This is a genomic window from Microcoleus sp., from assembly GCF_049646505.1.
Classification (GTDB): domain Bacteria; phylum Cyanobacteriota; class Cyanobacteriia; order Cyanobacteriales; family Microcoleaceae; genus Microcoleus.
Genome location: NZ_JBARVX010000078.1, coordinates 1 through 17,156 on the forward strand (window position 1 = coordinate 1; position 17,156 = coordinate 17,156).

Annotated in this window: 13 protein-coding genes; 1 reads left to right on the top strand and 12 read right to left on the bottom strand. The window is 45.5% G+C overall.

Annotated features, from left to right (window positions below; translation table 11 throughout):
- Positions 1-231: 231 nt before the first annotated feature.
- The 9 genes from WBA89_RS04200 to WBA89_RS04240 all read right to left on the bottom strand — a co-directional run bounded on the left by WBA89_RS04200 (position 232) and on the right by WBA89_RS04240 (position 10,818).
- A complete protein-coding gene (locus tag WBA89_RS04200) occupies positions 232-2,103 on the bottom strand; it encodes a M24 family metallopeptidase (protein WP_424404277.1) in 1,872 nt (623 codons plus the stop codon).
- A gap of 15 nt (positions 2,104-2,118) precedes the next feature.
- The gene (locus WBA89_RS04205) at positions 2,119-3,288 is read right to left on the bottom strand and encodes a pyridoxal phosphate-dependent aminotransferase (RefSeq protein ID WP_424404278.1); all 1,170 of its coding nucleotides are present in this window, start codon (positions 3,286-3,288) and stop codon (positions 2,119-2,121) included.
- A 176-nt stretch (positions 3,289-3,464) separates the two neighbouring features.
- Positions 3,465-6,506 carry an AAA family ATPase gene (locus WBA89_RS04210; protein WP_424404279.1) on the bottom strand — a complete coding sequence of 1,014 codons (3,042 nt, stop codon included), beginning with the start codon at positions 6,504-6,506 and terminating at the stop codon, positions 3,465-3,467.
- A gap of 319 nt (positions 6,507-6,825) precedes the next feature.
- On the bottom strand, positions 6,826-8,001 hold the full coding sequence (locus WBA89_RS04215) for a metallophosphoesterase family protein (protein WP_424404280.1): 1,176 nt from the start codon (positions 7,999-8,001) through the stop codon (positions 6,826-6,828).
- Positions 8,002-8,210: 209 nt separating this feature from the next.
- Positions 8,211-8,552 (bottom strand): DUF5615 family PIN-like protein, encoded by a 342-nt coding sequence (locus tag WBA89_RS04220; RefSeq protein ID WP_424404281.1) that lies wholly within the window; start codon positions 8,550-8,552, stop codon positions 8,211-8,213.
- A 3-nt stretch (positions 8,553-8,555) separates the two neighbouring features.
- On the bottom strand, positions 8,556-8,882 hold the full coding sequence (locus tag WBA89_RS04225) for a DUF433 domain-containing protein (RefSeq protein ID WP_424404282.1): 327 nt from the start codon (positions 8,880-8,882) through the stop codon (positions 8,556-8,558).
- Positions 8,883-9,064: 182 nt separating this feature from the next.
- Complete coding sequence (locus WBA89_RS04230) at positions 9,065-9,406, bottom strand: DUF5615 family PIN-like protein (protein WP_424404283.1); 342 nt, start codon at positions 9,404-9,406, stop codon at positions 9,065-9,067.
- 3 nt (positions 9,407-9,409) lie between these two features.
- A complete protein-coding gene (locus WBA89_RS04235; RefSeq protein WP_424404284.1) occupies positions 9,410-9,736 on the bottom strand; it encodes a DUF433 domain-containing protein in 327 nt (108 codons plus the stop codon).
- Between the two features lie 188 nt (positions 9,737-9,924).
- Positions 9,925-10,818 carry an ion channel gene (locus WBA89_RS04240; protein ID WP_424404285.1) on the bottom strand — a complete coding sequence of 298 codons (894 nt, stop codon included), beginning with the start codon at positions 10,816-10,818 and terminating at the stop codon, positions 9,925-9,927.
- A gap of 111 nt (positions 10,819-10,929) precedes the next feature.
- Between WBA89_RS04240 and WBA89_RS04245 the strand changes: the two genes are divergently transcribed.
- Positions 10,930-11,250, top strand: coding sequence for a hypothetical protein (locus tag WBA89_RS04245; protein WP_424404286.1), 321 nt, complete (start codon positions 10,930-10,932; stop codon positions 11,248-11,250).
- Positions 11,251-11,405: 155 nt separating this feature from the next.
- Here WBA89_RS04245 and WBA89_RS04250 read toward each other — a convergent pair whose 3' ends face one another.
- The 3 genes from WBA89_RS04250 to WBA89_RS04260 all read right to left on the bottom strand — a co-directional run bounded on the left by WBA89_RS04250 (position 11,406) and on the right by WBA89_RS04260 (position 16,769).
- A complete protein-coding gene (locus WBA89_RS04250) occupies positions 11,406-13,691 on the bottom strand; it encodes a PAS domain-containing protein (RefSeq protein ID WP_424404287.1) in 2,286 nt (761 codons plus the stop codon).
- Positions 13,692-14,104: 413 nt separating this feature from the next.
- Positions 14,105-15,427: a hypothetical protein gene (locus WBA89_RS04255; RefSeq protein ID WP_424404289.1), complete on the bottom strand. Its 1,323-nt coding sequence runs from the start codon at positions 15,425-15,427 to the stop codon at positions 14,105-14,107.
- Between the two features lie 820 nt (positions 15,428-16,247).
- Positions 16,248-16,769, bottom strand: a complete 522-nt coding sequence (locus tag WBA89_RS04260) for a hypothetical protein (protein ID WP_424404288.1) — start codon at positions 16,767-16,769, stop codon at positions 16,248-16,250.
- Between the last annotated feature and the right edge of the window lie 387 nt (positions 16,770-17,156).

Genomic DNA, 17,156 nt, shown 5'->3' on the forward strand with positions numbered 1-17,156 from the left:
TAAAAAGTAAGCGTAATTGCAACACCAAAAGGTAGTTGTTTTGAACGTCTAGAGGTGTCTTGACAGCGCCTTTAAGAGTGTCAAAGCTTCTTAAGAATCTCCGTGCGTTCACGCCGGAGAGTGTCAACTGATATGTGCTATTTTGTACCTTTGGGCGGGCTCGCGTGCCCAGCCCACAAAAGTTTCAATAAAAATAGGTGCACAAGTTAAATGTGCGACAAATTACAAGGCTTAACCTAACGCAGCGCAGGCTTTTTTCAACCATTCAATTGCTGCTGCATCGAGTACGGGTGAGAGTTTCTCGATTACGGAAGCGTGATAGTTGTTCAACCATTGTAGTTGAGTTGTTGACAGCCGATCGCCATCAATCAATTTTTGCTCAAACGGAATATACGTCAGCGGTTCAAATCCGTACCAAACCGTAGCGTTTTTAGACGGCATTTCCCTGACAACATAGAGATTTTCGAGGCGAATTCCGCCCCATCCCGGTTCGTAATATCCCGGTTCGATGCTTGTCACCATTCCCGGTTCGAGGGGATATTGTACCGATTTGCTGATACCGTTTGGCCCTTCGTGACCGGCTAAAAACGCGCCGACTCCGTGCCCGGTGCCGTGTCCGTAGTCTAGCTGTTGTTGCCATAATACCGCACGGGCGATCGCATCTAACTGCGATCCCGTTGTACCTTTGGGAAATTGCTGCAGCGCACAGTTTATATGCGCGATTAAGACGGTTGTGTAGTGTTCGATTTGCAGCGCCGTCGGTTCCCCGACAATCATGGTTCTCGTATCGTCGGTTGTTCCTGCTAAATACTGCGCCCCTGAGTCCAGCAGCAGCAATTCTCCGGGTTTTAAGGTGATTTCGGGGCTTGGGGTTCCGTAATGTACGATCGAGCTATTTGCACCCGCACCGGCGATCGTTCTAAACGTTAAAGTCTGAAAATCCGTTTCTTGCTGATAAAAACTTTCGATGCTTTCTTTAACATCAAACTCAGTCAAAATCTTACCATTTTTTAGCTGCTCTGTCAACCACTTTAAAGTCAGAACTTTCGCTCGACTTGCCTTAAAATTAGCCGATTTCATCTGCTCGATTTCCACAGGATTTTTCCGAGCTTTCATCCCTTCTACCGGATTCGCAGCGAAAACTATTTCAATCTTATTTTCAGTTGTTTGTTGACCTAAAATCAACTTGTACGTGCCTGCAGTGCTGTGTTTCGAGTCTAATAGCACCCGAACTTTTTTCGGCAAATTGACGCACGATTCTAAGATTGACGGATAGTCTGCGTAGGGAAGCACAGTTACAGCAGCCGACAATTCTTGCTTGATTTCTGGTGAAATGCGATCGGGATTGGTAAACAAAAACGCAGTATCTGCGGTGACAATCGCATAGGATATAAAAATCGGAATGTGGGGAATATCCGAACCTCGGAGATTGAACAGCCACGCTATTTGATTCAGGTTGCTAATCGGTAGCACGTCGATGTTAGCTTTTTGCATCGCTTCCCTGACTCGGACTAACTTTTGAGCAGTGGTTTCTCCGGTCAGAGATACTGGTAAACTAAATATCGGAGATTCGTCAATTGCGGGTAAAATCTCTGTAGTTTGTCGAACTTTGTCTGCTAAATTCTCCGATATCGCTACGAGTTCAATTCCAGCAGTTGCAAATTTTCTGACCCAGTTTTGATATTGCTCTGTCGCTACAGTAAACGGGTCAAAACCAAATCTAATTTTAGTTGACTTTTGGGCAGATTCTACCGCCATTTTTTCTAAAGTTTCAATTAAAGTTAAATTTCCTTCTAAGCCGAGTTTCGAGATTTGAATCAGTGCAGCATCCACTTGCAATTCTGCTTGTTCGTAATAGCGGGAATCCACAAACAACCAAGCAGCCTCTTTCCCAACCAACAAATCGCCGGCCGAACCAGTAAAACCGGATATCCAAGCTCGCCGCTGCTTGGCTGCTGGAACTGATAAATTTAAGTGTTCGTCAACCGCTGGAATTAAATAGCAATCTAACTCGTAACTTGCCATCAACTCGCGCAAGTCTTTAAGCTTAGCAGCGGGTAAAATTTCAATATTTTTATCTGTTATTAAATTAGTTGCAACCATTTTTTAGATCCTATTTTACTTGTTTAAAATTGCCTTTAAACCTTTGACCAACCTACTAATTCCAGCCGCCGCTGTTTCAGTTTCCAGAGCACCGTAAGCAACGCGCAAATAGCAGCCGCTATCCATGCCGAAGGTTGTACCGGGAAGCACTGCTACGCGATATTCGCGAATTAATTGTTCTACTAATTCCATTGTATCGAGTTCGGTGTCAACTTTCAAGAAAAAGTAGAAAGCTCCGCAGGCTGGGGAAATTGTACACAGATTTTGGATTGTATTGAGTTCGTTTAATACGAGTTGTCGCACGGATGCGATCGCCCTTACATAATTATCGCAGTAACCTCTACCAACTTGCAAGGCTCCCAAAGCTGCATATTGAGAAATTACCGGCGGACAAATTAAGATTGTATCCTGAATCTTTCTCACAGAAACCAGCAAATGTTCTGGGATTACCATATACCCGATGCGCCAACTCGCAAAACCGTAGGCTTTGGAAAGGGTAAACAAGGAAATTGTATGTTCGCTGCTGTGGGGAAAAGCTGCGGGCGAACAGTGTCTAACACCCTCATAGGTAAAATATTCGTAAGCTTCGTCGCTGATGTGATAAATGTTGTGCTGGCGGCAAATTTCGTTTACTTCGCGCAGTGATTCGCAATCATAAACTACGCCGGTTGGGTTGTTGGGTGAAATGGTGACAATTGCTCGCGTTTTGTGAGTAATTGCTTTTTTAATCGCATCGATATTGAGTTGATAGTTAGCGTCGGTTTCTACTATGACAGGGCGGCAATTTGCCATAACTGCTGCCATTTCGTGGTTGAAATAATAAGGTGATTGGATAATAATTTCGTCTCCCGCCGAGGTGATGGCGAGAATGGCGTTGGTAAATCCCATGTTGCTGCCGGCGGTGACAACAATGCAGTTTTTGTTGTTAATTTCTATGCCGTTATCTGTCTTTAGTTTGGCTGCGATTGCATCTTGTAGTTCGGAAATTCCTTCGACGGCTTTGTATTTGTTGTTGTCGGGGTTTGCGAGGAATTCGGGGATTTTGTTAAATGATTCTTGGGGCGGATTGTAGTAAACTACGCCTTGTCCTAATGATATTGTTCCCGGATTTTGGCGGATTAGTTCGCCTACTACGGGAATTATTGGCGATTGTACCGATTGCATTCGAGTTTGGTGATTTTTCATTTAATTTAACTCGGTTTTAAGGATTAAATTTGTTTGCAGACGGCGGTTGAAACCGCGTCTACAAAAGGGAAGTCCGCCAGCGCGGACTGAAGAAAATAACGTACTGTTAACCGTCCAATCTTAAACCCGCTTTCGTCGGGTTTTGTTTGTGTAAACCTGGTTTCAACCGCCCTGTATTAAACTTTTTCAACTTCTATTCTAGAACCTTGGGGTGACTTAAATACTTTCACTTGGGCGGGCAATCTTTCGCCCAAGCCTCGAACGTGGGTAATTACTCCAATTAGCCTTTCTCGCTGCCGCAAAGACTCTAAAATTTGAGTAACGCTTTCGAGAGTTTCTGCGTCTAAAGTACCGAATCCTTCGTCGAGAAACAAGCTGCCCAATTGAGTTCCTTGAGATAGTTTTTCTGATAAAGCTAAAGCCATTGATAGGGAAGTTGCAAAGGTTTCGCCGCCGGAAAGGGTGCGGACTCGTCTTGCTTCGCCGCCGTTCCAATTATCTGTTACCCAGTATTCGCCTTCTTGGTTTTTTAGCTGGTAGCGAGTTTCGGTTAATTCTTGCAAAATTACGGTGGCGCTGCCGACTAATTCTGCTTCTAAATGTTCTAAAATGTAGGATTGAAATTCGTTGGATTTGAGATTTTGCGCTAATGTGTGGTAGGTTTGCTCTTGTTCTGCGAAATTTGTGATTTGCTGCGACAGTCTTTCGGCTTGTTCGAGGGTTTTGGCTGCTACTTGTACCCACGCTAAGAGTTCGGTGCGGTTGTTGTTGGCTTGTTTGAAGTTTTCTTGGGCGGTTTGTTTTGCCGATCGCACTTGTGCTAAAGTATCTTCATCGGTAGTTCTGCCTGCGATCGCCTCGCTCAAATCTTTCGCCCGCGTCTCTAGCTGAATTTTTGACTCGCGCACGGATCGAATCGCATTTTCCCACTGCGATTGTTCGTTAACTGTCGTCACCGCTGCTAAAAATGTCTCTTCTGTGAAATCAGCCGCTGTTAATTTTGCCAACCAATCCACAGTTAACTGCTGTTTTTCGGCTTGGATTCGTGCAAAAACCTCTCCAGCTTGTTGCTCTCTTTCTGCTGCTTGAATAGCGCTATTGTGGGCAAGCTGATAAGATTTTTCAGCAATTTTTAACAGATTTGCCAGCTCTTGTTTGTCTGTTTCTAAAGCCTGTGCTAAATTAACATAAGGTTGATATTCGGTAATTTTATAAAGCGCGTTGACACAACTTTGCAACTGCTGCTGTCGGCGGTCAGATTCGGCGATCGCATCTTGATATTCTTGCTGTTTGGCAGCTTTTGTTGTAGATGCAAAATTTAATCGTTGTTGAAAATTCTCATATTCCAATGATGCGATTTTGAATTGCTGCTGGGTTTCTCGGTATTGGCGATCGCTCTCTTTAAGCATTGCCAACTCCTGCTGCAGCGGCAAGACTTCCCACTGAAAATTATCCAAAATCTCAGATATTTGCTGCTGCAATTGTGCAACTTTATTCGCCGTCAACTCCAACGTTTTAGCAATTTCTAACTGTTTTTGCTCGCAGGCAGAAACGGCGCTTTTTGCCTCAGCAGCAGCCATTTGAGCAGATAGAAAAACCTGATTTGCTGCTGCAACTTTCCGGCGCAAACCAGAGACATCTACAATCTTAGAAATCGGCAAAGGAGGGAGCAAATCGCTATCAGGATGCACGCCGCCGCACACCGGGCAAGTATCGCCAGAATTCAGCGACATTCTGACAGCAGCCACACTCTCTAAACGCGCGGCTTCCGCATTAGCAGTTTCCGCTGTTTCTAACTCGCCGCCGCACTCTTTGAGCCGGGTTTCTGCCGCTGCTAAATTAGCGGCAACCTCCGCGCAATTCTGTTCGGCGCTTTCTCGATCTGCAAGAGATTTATGCAACAGTTCCTGCTGGGTTTTTTCCTGCTGGGTAATGAGCTGAAGTTCCACCAACAAGGGTGCAATTTGCTGCAAGTTCTCTAAACGCTGGCCTCCCGGCGAATACTGTTCGAGGAGTACCGCCGTTTTAGTAAGTTGAAAACCAGCACTCTGAATTTTAGTATTAGTAGCTTGCAATTCTTTATCTGCTGCTTGGAAAAAGCGGAGTTTTTCCTGTTGTCTTTTTTGGGCGATCGCAACTTCTTTCTCTAACCGATCGCGCTGTTCTTCATATACTTTAGCAGCAGTCAGAGCATCTTCGCGAGCCTTGATTTGTGGGGCTAGCGCCTGTGATTTGGCTTGAGCTCCGTCAAGTTTCTGCTGCTCTGCCGCCAGCTCGCTGCGAGCTTCGATTAATTGCTCCCGCGCCGAGACAGCGGCTTTTTCGGCAGTTTGGTGCTGGCTGCGAGCCGATCGCACAAAAGCCCAATCTCCCTGCAAACCATTAGCAGCTTGCGCTTTTTCCAAACGCTGCGCTAAAATTTCAATATCTGCAGAACTAGCATTTAATTGAGCCAATTCTTGTTGCAGCTTTTGCAGGCGAGCGATTTGTGAAAATAGCTGTTCCTCTTCATCTAGAGCCTTTTGAGCTTTCACAACTGCTACCTCGAACTCGGGCAACTGCCGCTCTAAAATCCCCAGTTGCGATCGCTTTTGAGTTACCTCATCCGCCGCCGGCGCGCTCAACTCAGCTAACTGCCTTTCCACCATTTCCCGTTCCTGTTTCAGCAACTTTGCGAGCTCGTTTGATTCCTTCCGCATCTTCTCAAAAACCTCAAATCCCGCTAGCTGCCGCAAAATTTCCCGGCGCTTAGAAGTATCTCCTTTAATAAACTCGTCAAACTTGCCTTGAGGCAGAATAATTGCTCGCGTAAAAGTATCAAAATCCATTCCTAAAATTTGTTCGATCGTATTTTGCACTGCAACAATACTCGTACCCAAAGTTTCCCACTCGCCGTTTTGCCAGCAGTCCAAAATCACCTTATTTTCAGGAGTTTTTGGACGAAAACGCCATGTCCGAGTTACCCGGTACTGGGCAGAACCCACAGCAAAACGCAACTGCACCTTTAAATTTTTGCTGCCTTGACTTGCCAAATCGCCTACTTGTTTGCCGCTGCGAGTTGTCGTGCCGAAAAGCGCGTAAGTCATCGCATCTAGCAGCGAAGATTTGCCCGCACCCGTAACACCAGTAATTGCAAACAAATCGAGTTGAGAAAAATCTAAACGCTGTTCCCGGCGGAAGCTGGTAAATCCTTCGAGTAAAAGTTCTAGTGGACGCATAAAAGATTTTAGATTTTAGGTTTGATATTTTGATGATTGTGTCATTGCGAAATGTAGCGTTAGCCTCGCGATCCGTTTCCCGAAGGCGTTCCCGAAGGATAGGAAAGCAGTCGCAAGATTTGGAAATAACAGCGACAGGCTAGCTTCGGACGCAGTATATATCCCAGTATCAACTTAAGCAAAAAGCGTCGATCGAGCCCGCTTGTAGTTGAGTTTCGATCCCCCTAAATCCCCCTTAAGAAGGGGAGTAGGGGTTGACTTTGAGACTACTCTTGTCCCCCCCTTCTGAAGGGGGGTTAGGGGGGATCGAGCCACCAATTTAACTATTAACTGTTTCCTTAAACTTATTGTACAAATTTTGAAATCCCTCCAATACAGCGGGTTGCGGTGTTGTTCCCAAGCGGTTTTGATAGTAGTTGCAGAATTCTGCTGCCGGATCGAAATTGTTGGGATCGATATTAGTGATTTCTGTGGGTTCTAGGGGTGCATCTCGATAGCGCGGTTCGATCGACACCGCTTGAGAACAGATTTGCCGCACGCGATCGGCTAATCCGATTTGCGGGCTGTCTAGATCGACAATTACCTTCAAGAAACCAGGATGATACTGATGAGCTTCCAGTACAGCATCAAGATTGTCATTATCACATTGAAGCACTTTTAACGGTTTGTTGCAAGCCACAGGTTTAAATTCTACTTTTGCCTGATTTCCCGGTTCAACTTCTATCAAACAAAATCCTTTTTCCTGTTCGGCTTCTCCGAAATCTAACTGAATTAAAGAACCGGAATAATAAGCGGGGGAATTCTTAGCAATCCGCTGGTGAATGTGGATGTGTCCGAGGGCGATATATTGAGCTTCTGGCGGCAGAGTTTGCGATGAAAGCAGGTATTTGTCTCGCGTGTAATAAGCGGCTTCGGATTTGGCCAATCTCGCCCCGTCAATGCTCATGTGTCCCATCAGCATATTCACAGTATTCTCTCGAAAATCTATGGTTAAATTTTGCAGTAAATCTGCTACAATTTCGCGGTAATCTTGGCGGCGGTTGGCATCGCCGGAGTGCCACAGAGAATTAGCATCTAACAGCCTTTGTTCGGAAGCAAAAGGCATTGCTCCCACGCAAAGTTTGCCGCTTTTTGTATTGAGAGTAATCGTGCCGCCGTCTGCGGAACGCTTGGGTTTGCCTAGGGCGCGAACGCCGGCGAGGGAAAGCAGTTGGGCGATGCTGTCGATGCGGGATGCGGAATCGTGATTGCCGGCGATCGCAATTGCGGGAATTCCGGCAGCTTGGAGCTCGCAGAAAAAGTGATAGGCAACGCGCTCAGCGTAGGCTGGAGGGTTGGGAACGTCAAAAATGTCGCCGGCGACCAACACGGCATCCACATCGAGCTCTTTGGCTTGTTTCAAAATCTGTTCGAGGGCGATCGCAATTTCAGAAGTGCGATCGATCCCTCGAAAACGCCGCCCCAAATGCCAGTCAGCAGTATGAATTATTCGCATAGTAAGTTCGGCAGTTGACAGTTGACAGTTGACAGTTGACAGTTGACAGTTGACAGTTGACAGTTGACAGTTGACAGAAGCAAGAAGACTTGGATAGTAAACTTGAGCGCGAGCCGTATTTTACGCTTAATTAGATGAATTGATTGATAGTGGATTGACCTCTAAGTGTACAATTTAATTTCAGACTAGATGTATTCTATAACTTATGCTCACTCCGAGGGCCGATTAACTCTAATCAGTAGACTTCTCAGTGTTTCCAGATTAGAAATAGCTTCATTAATGCGTACAGCCAGCCGCTCTCTATTTGAATCATCTTTACAAACAATGATACCAGCATGGTCTGGTTGTAATGTGTGCAGCTTGATAAAATGACGGCGATTGAGCGTTAAAATAGCGCGGTCAATACTCAATGCAAAAGCCAATACCTCTTCATCAGGAATTCTTTGATTAGCATTTCCTGCTTCCTGTACTGTCAGGACATCGTGACCTAAAGTTCTTAGAAATTCCACAATTCGCCTTGGGTATTGTTCATCAGCATAAAAAAATGCCACTTTTCAATCATCCTCATTTTCTTGAATTGCTGTTTCAATCTCGTCAGGATATGCCTCAGCATAAGCCCAAGCATTTGCCAAGTCAGCAGCACGCAGAGTCGGATAATCTTCTAACAGTTCAGATTCAGAAATACCTAAACGGCGAGCATTTACCAGCACCCAAACAGGAATCCGCGTTTGTCTGATACAAGCATCGCCGCCGCACACTCCAGGAGTCTTTTGAATTCCAGACCAAAAGTTGGTTAAACTTTGGGCGAGGAATTGTATAGCTTGAGTCTTTTCTTCAGGAGTTAATGCCAGGAGTTGCGGTTGCAATTCTTTCAGTGTCATATTCGTAATTAGTGAAGAAAATCTACGTTTTGTCACCATCAAACTATTCTAGCACTTGCTACCCCAAATTTAATTCAACATATTTAACGGTCAATCGTATGGTGCGGCGCACCAAAACGGAGAACAGAATTATTGGCATAGTATGAGTGCATTCCATATTAGATGTATTCTATAACTTAAAATCATTCCGACGGACGGTTAACTCGAATCAGCATACCTCTCAAGGTTTCGAGATTAGAAATAGCCTCATTAATCCGCGCCGCCAGCCGCTCCCAATTTTGATCGTTCGTGCATACAATAATTCCATTATGGTCAGAACTCAACTTGTGCAGTCGAATAAAATCTGGTCTGTTAAGTGTCACAACTGCACGATTCGTGCTAACAGCAAAAGCTAGAACTTCATCATCAGGTATCTTTTGATTTGCCTTCCCCGCTTCTTGAACTGTCAGGACATCATGGCCCAAATTTCGCAGTAATTTTACAACAGGAAACGGGTATTGTTCATCTGCATAAAGACGCGCCACAGTTTATGCCTCTTCCTGTTCTCGAATTGCTCTTTCAATCTCATCAGGATATGCCTCAGCATAACTAAAAGCATTCACCAAATCGGCCGCACTCAGATCGGGATGACCTTCTAACATATGAGCATCGCTAGCACCTTGACGGCGATAACTTATTAACAACCAAACAGGAATCCGCGTTTTTCTGATACAAGCTTCACCACCCATTACGCCGGGAGTCTTTTGAATGCCCGCCCAAAAGTTGGTTAAACTTTGAGCGAGGAATTGTATAGCTTGAGTCTTTTCCTCTGGACTTAGCGCCAGGAGTTGCGGTTGCAATTCTTTTAGTGTCATATTCGCAGCTATTGAGTTCATAAATGTTAACTTGTTCTCGCATACAAGTATTCTAGCAGTGACTCAATCAAAATTTTCATAGCACTCCTGGACCGATACCAAAGAAACCGGGTTTTTTACTGAAATTCATGGTGGGAGTGCAGTATTTTCTCAAACAACCCGGTTTTTAGCCGCTGCGTAATTTTGTCTCATTCAAGCGGCTTCACATCGTGAAACCGAGTATAATCAACCACCCGCCTGCCATCCGGCGTTTTCAAAAGAATATCTACAAACCGCATATTCCACATAATTTCCGACGCTACAAAAGAATGCCGCGCGTTAATAGTTTGCGAAACTGTTTCGTCAATTCCCGTGAGCGTAATTACAATTTCTACTTCCTGCTCGATCAAATCTTTGGCAGTAAGTTCGTATAAAGGACTGTTATCATCAATTGGGTGCATAACAGTCCAGGTTAAGGCAAAAATAGGAGATTGATTCCGCACCAATTGCAAATCGTAAAAACGCCGCATATATTCTCCTTCCGATGTTACTTCGTCGCGGATCAAAGTAACTTCCTGGTGCGCTTCTAAAATTTGGTTGAAGCGCTGATTTCCGGCGCGGTACATCAGAGTGGGAACGCCGTTGAAAGGAGCGATTACAGCTACGCGGCTGAAGATAACTCTAGCGGTTGGTCGGGAAAATTTAGAAAAAGCCAATCCTGTCACCATCGCCACGGCCCACAAACCAAAAAACGCTTCGATAACGACCAGAGTATTAGCATACTCCGTGCTCGGATACATGGCGCCGAAGCCGATGGTCGCCATTGTTTGCACGCTGAAATAAAAGGCATCAGCGAAAGAACCAGGCCGTGCATTAGCGATGCAATCTCCTCCCGCCAAGTAAGCGAAAGCAAATACAGAATTCGTGATTATATAGCAGAGACAAATCAGAAGGAAAAATTGCGGCCAAGAAAGAGTTAGCAGTTTGTGGTAGAGGTCGGCAAAATGCAGGCGAGGTATTCCCAACTTAACAATATTTAAGGTGAATTGTCCTTTTCTGCCGACTAAACGAGGCGGTTGCGGGCGGTTGCGGTGCATTTTCATTGCGATTTGTAACTGCGGCTGTTTCAATTTGTAACTATTGCTGGAAGCGGGAAAACTTATCCCTTAGACTGATTTTTAATTTCAAAAATTCAGATCGCAGCGGAGTTGAAAATGGTTGAGCTTAACTGGCGTGACTGTGTGGTGATGGTTTCTTTTATGGCTTCAATTGCGGGTTTGCTGCTGCTGGGCGATAAGCGCGAGTCGAAGCTGGCGGGCGATCGTACTTTGAGCGAAGAAATGTTGATTGAGATGAGCTTTACTTACTGGATAGTGTACTGCATCTCTGTCTTCGGGCTGAAACTTCATTTACCAGAGGATAGCTGGTTATTGCTCAGTTTGAAGCTGACTACTGTTCTTTCTTACTTGTTGACTGCTTCTAGCATCCTCAGCTTGCCGCTGCAGCGCATGGCTGTCAGACGAGTTGAAGATTGAAAACCACGGGTTATATCATTTCCGATGACACCGTTAGGTGATGTTGAGTGTTGACTGTTGACTGTTCACTGTCAACCGTCAACCGTCAACAGTGAACTCGAATTTACTATTCCGATGAAGAGAGGATTTGATATTAGTATTGAGGATTTGAGTTTTTACCGATTGGATTTGTTGCTGAGGTGAGGAAGGCGGACGTAACGCTCCCAAAAAGGCCGCGACTCATCGCACTTGCCCTGGATATTCCCTGTTTGCTGCTGCCTTCCCTTGGCGGAAATCTCAGAAAATATCTTCATTGTCCCGGTAATCAGGCCTTGGGGACTTCGCAGCGGTAAAGTCGAGATACGGACATCAATTAACGAACCGTCTTTGGACTGTCGCCGGCACTTCTTGGCAAGTTGCAATTCCCCGGCCAATTCTGACTTAAACATAGCAGAAAAATTAGTAACTTCATTGCTGGGGACGATCGGCAAAATCTTCCCCAAAACCTCACACTCCTGCCAGCCAAAAATTTGCTCCGCCGCCGGATTCCACAGCGTCACAGCAGCCGACGCACCGACACCAACAACCGCCACCGGCAAAGCTTCAATTAACCCTTCTAAAACTTGATTGGTTTCGCACAATTTAGCCTCTACTAACTTGTGTTCCGTGATGTCCTGACAAGCGCCGAACACACCGACAGCGCGATTCTCGGCTTCATCCCACACAACTTGCCGGCAATCCCACAGCCAGCGGATTTCACCGGATTTTGTGAAAATTCGATATTCGCTGACTTCCTGGCGGCTGCAGGAGCGAGACTGCATTTGTTCCTGCAGCATTTCTCGATCTTCGGGATGAATCCAATTGCATTCGGGCCAACCGGAATTTGCGATTTCTGATGCACTATAACCTGTAATCCGAGTAAAAGCTTCAGTCATCCACTCGCAGGCCCATGTTCGATCGGGCAACAAGTTAAAAGAATAGGCAAAATCTGAGGTAATTTCTGATAAAATGCGGTAGCGAGATTCGGATGCGCGCAAAGCTGCTTCGGCTGTTTTAAGTTCGGTAATGTCTCTATTTGTCACGAGAACTGCTTCGATGCAGCCCTCCGCACTCCTGATGGGGCTCAAGATGTAGCTGCAGTAATTTTTGTGCCCGGTGCGCGGATGAATAAACTCTGTTTCTGTTGTTAAACTTTGTCCTGTGGCTAGTAGATTTTCCCAGGAATTATTGTGGAGTTTAATCAGTTCTGGCGGCCAGCCAATTTTTTCTAATGTTTTGCCTAAAATGCAGGTGTTGGAAAGCAAAGTTAACTCTAATCCGGCGCGGTTGATATAAGTTAATCGCCCGGAGCGATCCAGCATTAACAGTCTGTCAGGTGTAGTTGAGAGTACAGTATCGAGCAGCTTGGTTTGTTCTTCTAACTGAGAGTAGATTTTTTCCAGTGCATTTTCTGCTATTTTGCGATCGGTGATATTTTGAAAAAACACCGACAAACCTTCTTCCGACGGATAAGCATCGATTTCCAGCCAGATATTTTGCGGCTCGTAATACGATTCAAATTTAACAGCAACGTTACGGGATACCGCTTTGTGAAGTTCATTAAAAAAAATCGTTTTCGCGCTTTCAGGAAACTGCTCCCAAATATTTTTACCTAAAAGCTCTTGACGATTTATGTGCCAGCAATCTGCTGCTTTTTGGTTGATGTAAGTAAACTGCCAATGGCGATTTAGCGTATAAAAGCCCTCTGTGATGTTTTCTAAGATATTAACGATTTGCTGCTGCGATTTTTCTAAAGCTGCTGCTGAGAGTTTCCGCTCTGTGATATCGCGGGAATTGATGACTATGCCGTTGATGCTGGAATCGTGCAGCAAATTGTTAGCAATGACTTCTAAATATACCCAGTCACCGTTAGCGCGGCGTTTGCGATATTCTATCGGCGGTGCAATCCCCGGCTGTTTGAGCAATCTGGCAAAATATGCCTGCCAAGCAGGTACATCATCTGGGTGCAGCAAATCGCTGTGGAATGCACCAATTCTTTGTTCGGGTTTGTAGCCTAAAATCCGCTCTAGCGCCACCGAATTTTGGTCTCGAATCTGCCCGTCAGCTTCAATAATTGTGATTAACTCGGAAGAGTTCTCCAGGAGAGTTTTTAATCGGGATTCGCCTTTTGTCAGTGCCTGAGTTACCTTTTTGTACAGGATCTTGCCGCGCTCTAACTCCTGCTCTAGATTGCCGATTGTAGCATTTTGCTGAGATTCTTTAAGTCCTAAACTGTAGTTGAGCTTTTCTAAATGGTAGCGGTTTTCTATTGTTAACAAAAGTGACTGAAACTCGCTCGACAATTCCTGCAAGGATGCGGATAAATGGTTGATATTGCTGCTGAAAAATGCTTTTTGCTCTGGAGGCAGTTGTTCTATATTGCGCTGCAACTCTTCCCAATGCTTCAATACTTTTTGGATCATTGTAGTAAGCGCTCAAACTTGCGACAATTAATTTTTTTTATTCATTGTGCAAGTGTAGCACATGATGAGAGTCAAGTATCAAAAGTAATAAATATTGAAGATTAGCCCTACAGCCTTGGCGGCGATGCTAATTGCCTGGGGCGAAAGGGGGCGGTGATGCGAGAAAGTTTGAAAAAATATTGGGCTAAGTAAGATTACTGAAGATTGTTGTGATTTTTATATCTCGATATTTGTAGGTGAGTTCCGGCGCGGCGCGATTGTGAATTAAAGACCGAGTTTTGAGCGGGTTGGGGCGGGTTTGCTGGTTTTATACGATCGGGCGCGAAGATGCTTTGACTGGAATAACGGTCGATCGAACAAACATCGCATCAAATCAAATCCCGCGAGATCGTCCCGATCTCGCGCGCTAACGATTAAGATTTAAAGCCTTTGGAAGTTTTCTTTTTGTCCTGCGGTTTGGACTTTGATTTTTGAACTTCGCCTAAAGCTTCTTGAAATAAGTTGTGCAGGTGCAGGGGAACGCTGGCGATTTCCGGGAGTTCGGGTTCTAAGGGTTTTTTAAACTCTTGCAGTAAAGAATCTAAATCGCGATCGATCTGAAAATCTGTCCGCTGCAATACAGTTTGCATAATTTGTGCTAGTTTGGCTGGATTGAGTTGAGCTAACCGCCGCCAAATCCCGGCATTAATTGCCGGATCTTCTAGATAGCTGCGAACCAGTTTTTCGTAACCGGGAATGGTTGAAAAGTCTTCTGCAGCCAGCATTGCGGTGAACTGACTGTAGGTAGACAAAAAGGTTTGCCCCCAGCGGGGATGAGAAAGTGCTGTCACCTGTTCGGCTTTTTTGAAGCGATCGGGCAATTCGACTTTCGGCGCTACCATTTTTGAAGCACTGCTGTCAAGCGCCACCTCAACGGCTTTAGCATCGGCGCCTGCTGCTGCAATTGCCGCTGCTTTGACTTCTTCTCGATCGACTCCGGCATCTTCAACAATATCCGCCAGAGATTTAGTTCGATCGATGCCCATATCAGCTAGGCGTTTTTTAGTGATTGTTTCCTGAAATTGGGCCAACTGTTTGTTCAGGTGATATCCCGATAGCGTCACTTCGTCGCTGCCAAAAAATTCGGTAAAATCCTTGTGGTACTCTTCTACAGACTGCCAAGCTTGCTCTAACAATTCTGGCGCGTCGCTGTAGAGGTTATTTTTGTAATTTTGCTTGAAATTGCCGATCGCCACAGCCAACTTCGGCTTGCCCAATTTCCCCATCGGGATGGGAGGGCTCGACAGTATCCACCAGTCATCGGTGAGGGGAGCAATCCGAGCCCCCAAGATTTCTCCTAACTTAAAGCGAGACATTTGCGCCAGGAAATTAGCGCTGTTGGGCTGGACAGCGTAGTGCTTTGCTGTCAGCCAGTTCATCAGTTCAAAGCTGTCTGGGGAAATTTTAGTAATTTCAAATAAGCCTGTGAAACTTCTGAGCCGCCAACTTTCTAGCAAACCAATCTCGCTCTGGGTTAAATCCGGCTGACTTTCGACAAAAAGGTCGATCGGCGTTTTGTTTCCGACTTTACCTTCAACTGTAAAACTGTCAATCACCTGATTTTGCTGAGCAATGTCATAGCGCTCGCCCGTCGATCGAGCTGCGGCAAAAGCTTCTAAAGCTACCGCCAAATCTCCCTCAGCATCCATCACAAAGTCAATCAAATTTTGCTTGAGCGTCCAAGCTATTTCCAACATTTCATCCACAAGTAATACCGATTTTGAATTAGAGGATTTAGATTTTCAACAATACTAGAACTTGATGCAACCGATTTTCTCTCACTGCTGGGATTGCTTGTCGCCTCGCGAACAATGACAGAAATATAGCCTTTCTCAGAAAGATGAGGTACTATCCGGGATAGATAGGGCATAGGGCATAGGGCATAGGGCATAGGGCATACCTCACTTTTGTGAGAACCGCTATATGCGATTAGTGCAATCAGTCCTGAATTAGTTTAATTTTAAGGCTTGCAGTCAAAAAAAAGGTGTCAATTTCAAACTCCTTGCTAGTTTTTTGGGGCTTCCAGCCAGAAAACCAGCCGTGGAAAAATCTTGCTACCTGAAAACAGCGATTTCCACAGAGCATAAAAATACCCCTCCCGATGTAAAGAGGGGTAGAAAATTCCCAATAACTTCGCTAAACTCGCGTTGAAAATAGTCCTAGATATCAACAACAGTCGCAGATGCAGAAACGGGTTTTTTTACCTCAAACACTTCGCTGCATTCAGCAGGGCTGGCAAAAAACCCGGAACGATCGAGTTTGCGTGCATCCAATACCCAAAATACTTGCTCGCCCGCAAAAAAAACGGATACCGCGCCCCGACGCTCGCGAGCTGATATCCCAAAATTTGAGACTAAGAGTTAAAGCTCCCAGATTCATCTGTGGAGTCAGTTTTTCAATCGACTGGCGGTGTTATACCAATTTCATAAAGTAGCGCTAGATATTACCCCCCCAACCCCCCCTTATTAAGGGGGGGCTTCGGATTTGATCCATACCACATATGAAAGAAAAATGGTGTTAGCGGCCGTGTTTGTCAATGTCGCGAGGAACAGCGCGTTCCACCCGATCCCAAGCGTCGCGCGTGGCGTACTTGGCTTTTTCCCACTTTAGATTCGACTTACCGCGATTTGTTTCGTAGTCGCGCTGCAAATCGCTTTCGATTTCGCTGTAGCTTCTACCGGTACCGCCGTAACGGCTGTAACCCTCATAGCCGGTGCGGTATGCAGGTTGATAGTCGTCGTAAGTCGCGCTCGTGTCCGCGTAAGGACGGGAGCTGTAGTTGTTTTCCCAGTAAGCATCTTCTACTGTAGGGTCGATCGACTCTGCGACACCTTTACCCGCCAAACCGCCGCCAAACGCGCCGACAACAGCGCCGACAACAGCTCCCACAGGCCCGCCGACTGCACCGCCGATAGCAGCACCCGCAGCACCCGCACTCGCGGCACCGATACCGGTTCCCACTGGATGAGCTCCGGTTTCCCCAGAAATCGGGTCGAGGTTAGCATCAGCTTCGTTTACTGTTTTTTTGTCATCGCTCATGATATTTTTTCCTTTTATCTGACTGAAACTCTGATTAAACTTAGCTTTTAAATGCCTATTTATCCATCTTCCTTAAGGATGAATATGTTAGTTGAAAAATATCGATAAGGGGAAGTGAAAAACTGTCTTGGACGGAACCCGTAAGTGGTTTAACACGCTACTAAAAACAAGTAAGGTGCGCCGCGGCACACCCTACATAATTAGGTTCAAGCGAGTTTTGAGCGATGCTCTATTGTGTCCTCACCGAAGCTCTGTATTTAGCAACTTGAGTTTGATAGAAAATTGTTGATTTATTAGACCTCTTGCAAAAGTCCTTTTAATCAAATTTTGGGACGATGCTCAAAGCCATCCCACAAGAAAAAAGATTTTTGTGGGATGGCTTTGAGC

Bases quoted from the DNA above. Each gene is read 5' to 3' on its own strand.
- WBA89_RS04200 (WP_424404277.1), bottom strand. From the start codon at position 2,103: ATGGTTGCAACTAATTTAATAACAGATAAAAATATTGAAATTTTACCC.
- WBA89_RS04205 (WP_424404278.1), bottom strand. From the start codon at position 3,288: ATGAAAAATCACCAAACTCGAATGCAATCGGTACAATCGCCAATAATT.
- WBA89_RS04210 (WP_424404279.1), bottom strand. From the start codon at position 6,506: ATGCGTCCACTAGAACTTTTACTCGAAGGATTTACCAGCTTCCGCCGG.
- WBA89_RS04215 (WP_424404280.1), bottom strand. From the start codon at position 8,001: ATGCGAATAATTCATACTGCTGACTGGCATTTGGGGCGGCGTTTTCGA.
- WBA89_RS04225 (WP_424404282.1), bottom strand. From the start codon at position 8,882: ATGACACTGAAAGAATTGCAACCGCAACTCCTGGCATTAACTCCTGAA.
- WBA89_RS04235 (WP_424404284.1), bottom strand. From the start codon at position 9,736: ATGACACTAAAAGAATTGCAACCGCAACTCCTGGCGCTAAGTCCAGAG.
- WBA89_RS04240 (WP_424404285.1), bottom strand. From the start codon at position 10,818: ATGAAAATGCACCGCAACCGCCCGCAACCGCCTCGTTTAGTCGGCAGA.
- WBA89_RS04245 (WP_424404286.1), top strand. From the start codon at position 10,930: ATGGTTGAGCTTAACTGGCGTGACTGTGTGGTGATGGTTTCTTTTATG.
- WBA89_RS04250 (WP_424404287.1), bottom strand. From the start codon at position 13,691: ATGATCCAAAAAGTATTGAAGCATTGGGAAGAGTTGCAGCGCAATATA.
- WBA89_RS04255 (WP_424404289.1), bottom strand. From the start codon at position 15,427: ATGTTGGAAATAGCTTGGACGCTCAAGCAAAATTTGATTGACTTTGTG.
- WBA89_RS04260 (WP_424404288.1), bottom strand. From the start codon at position 16,769: ATGAGCGATGACAAAAAAACAGTAAACGAAGCTGATGCTAACCTCGAC.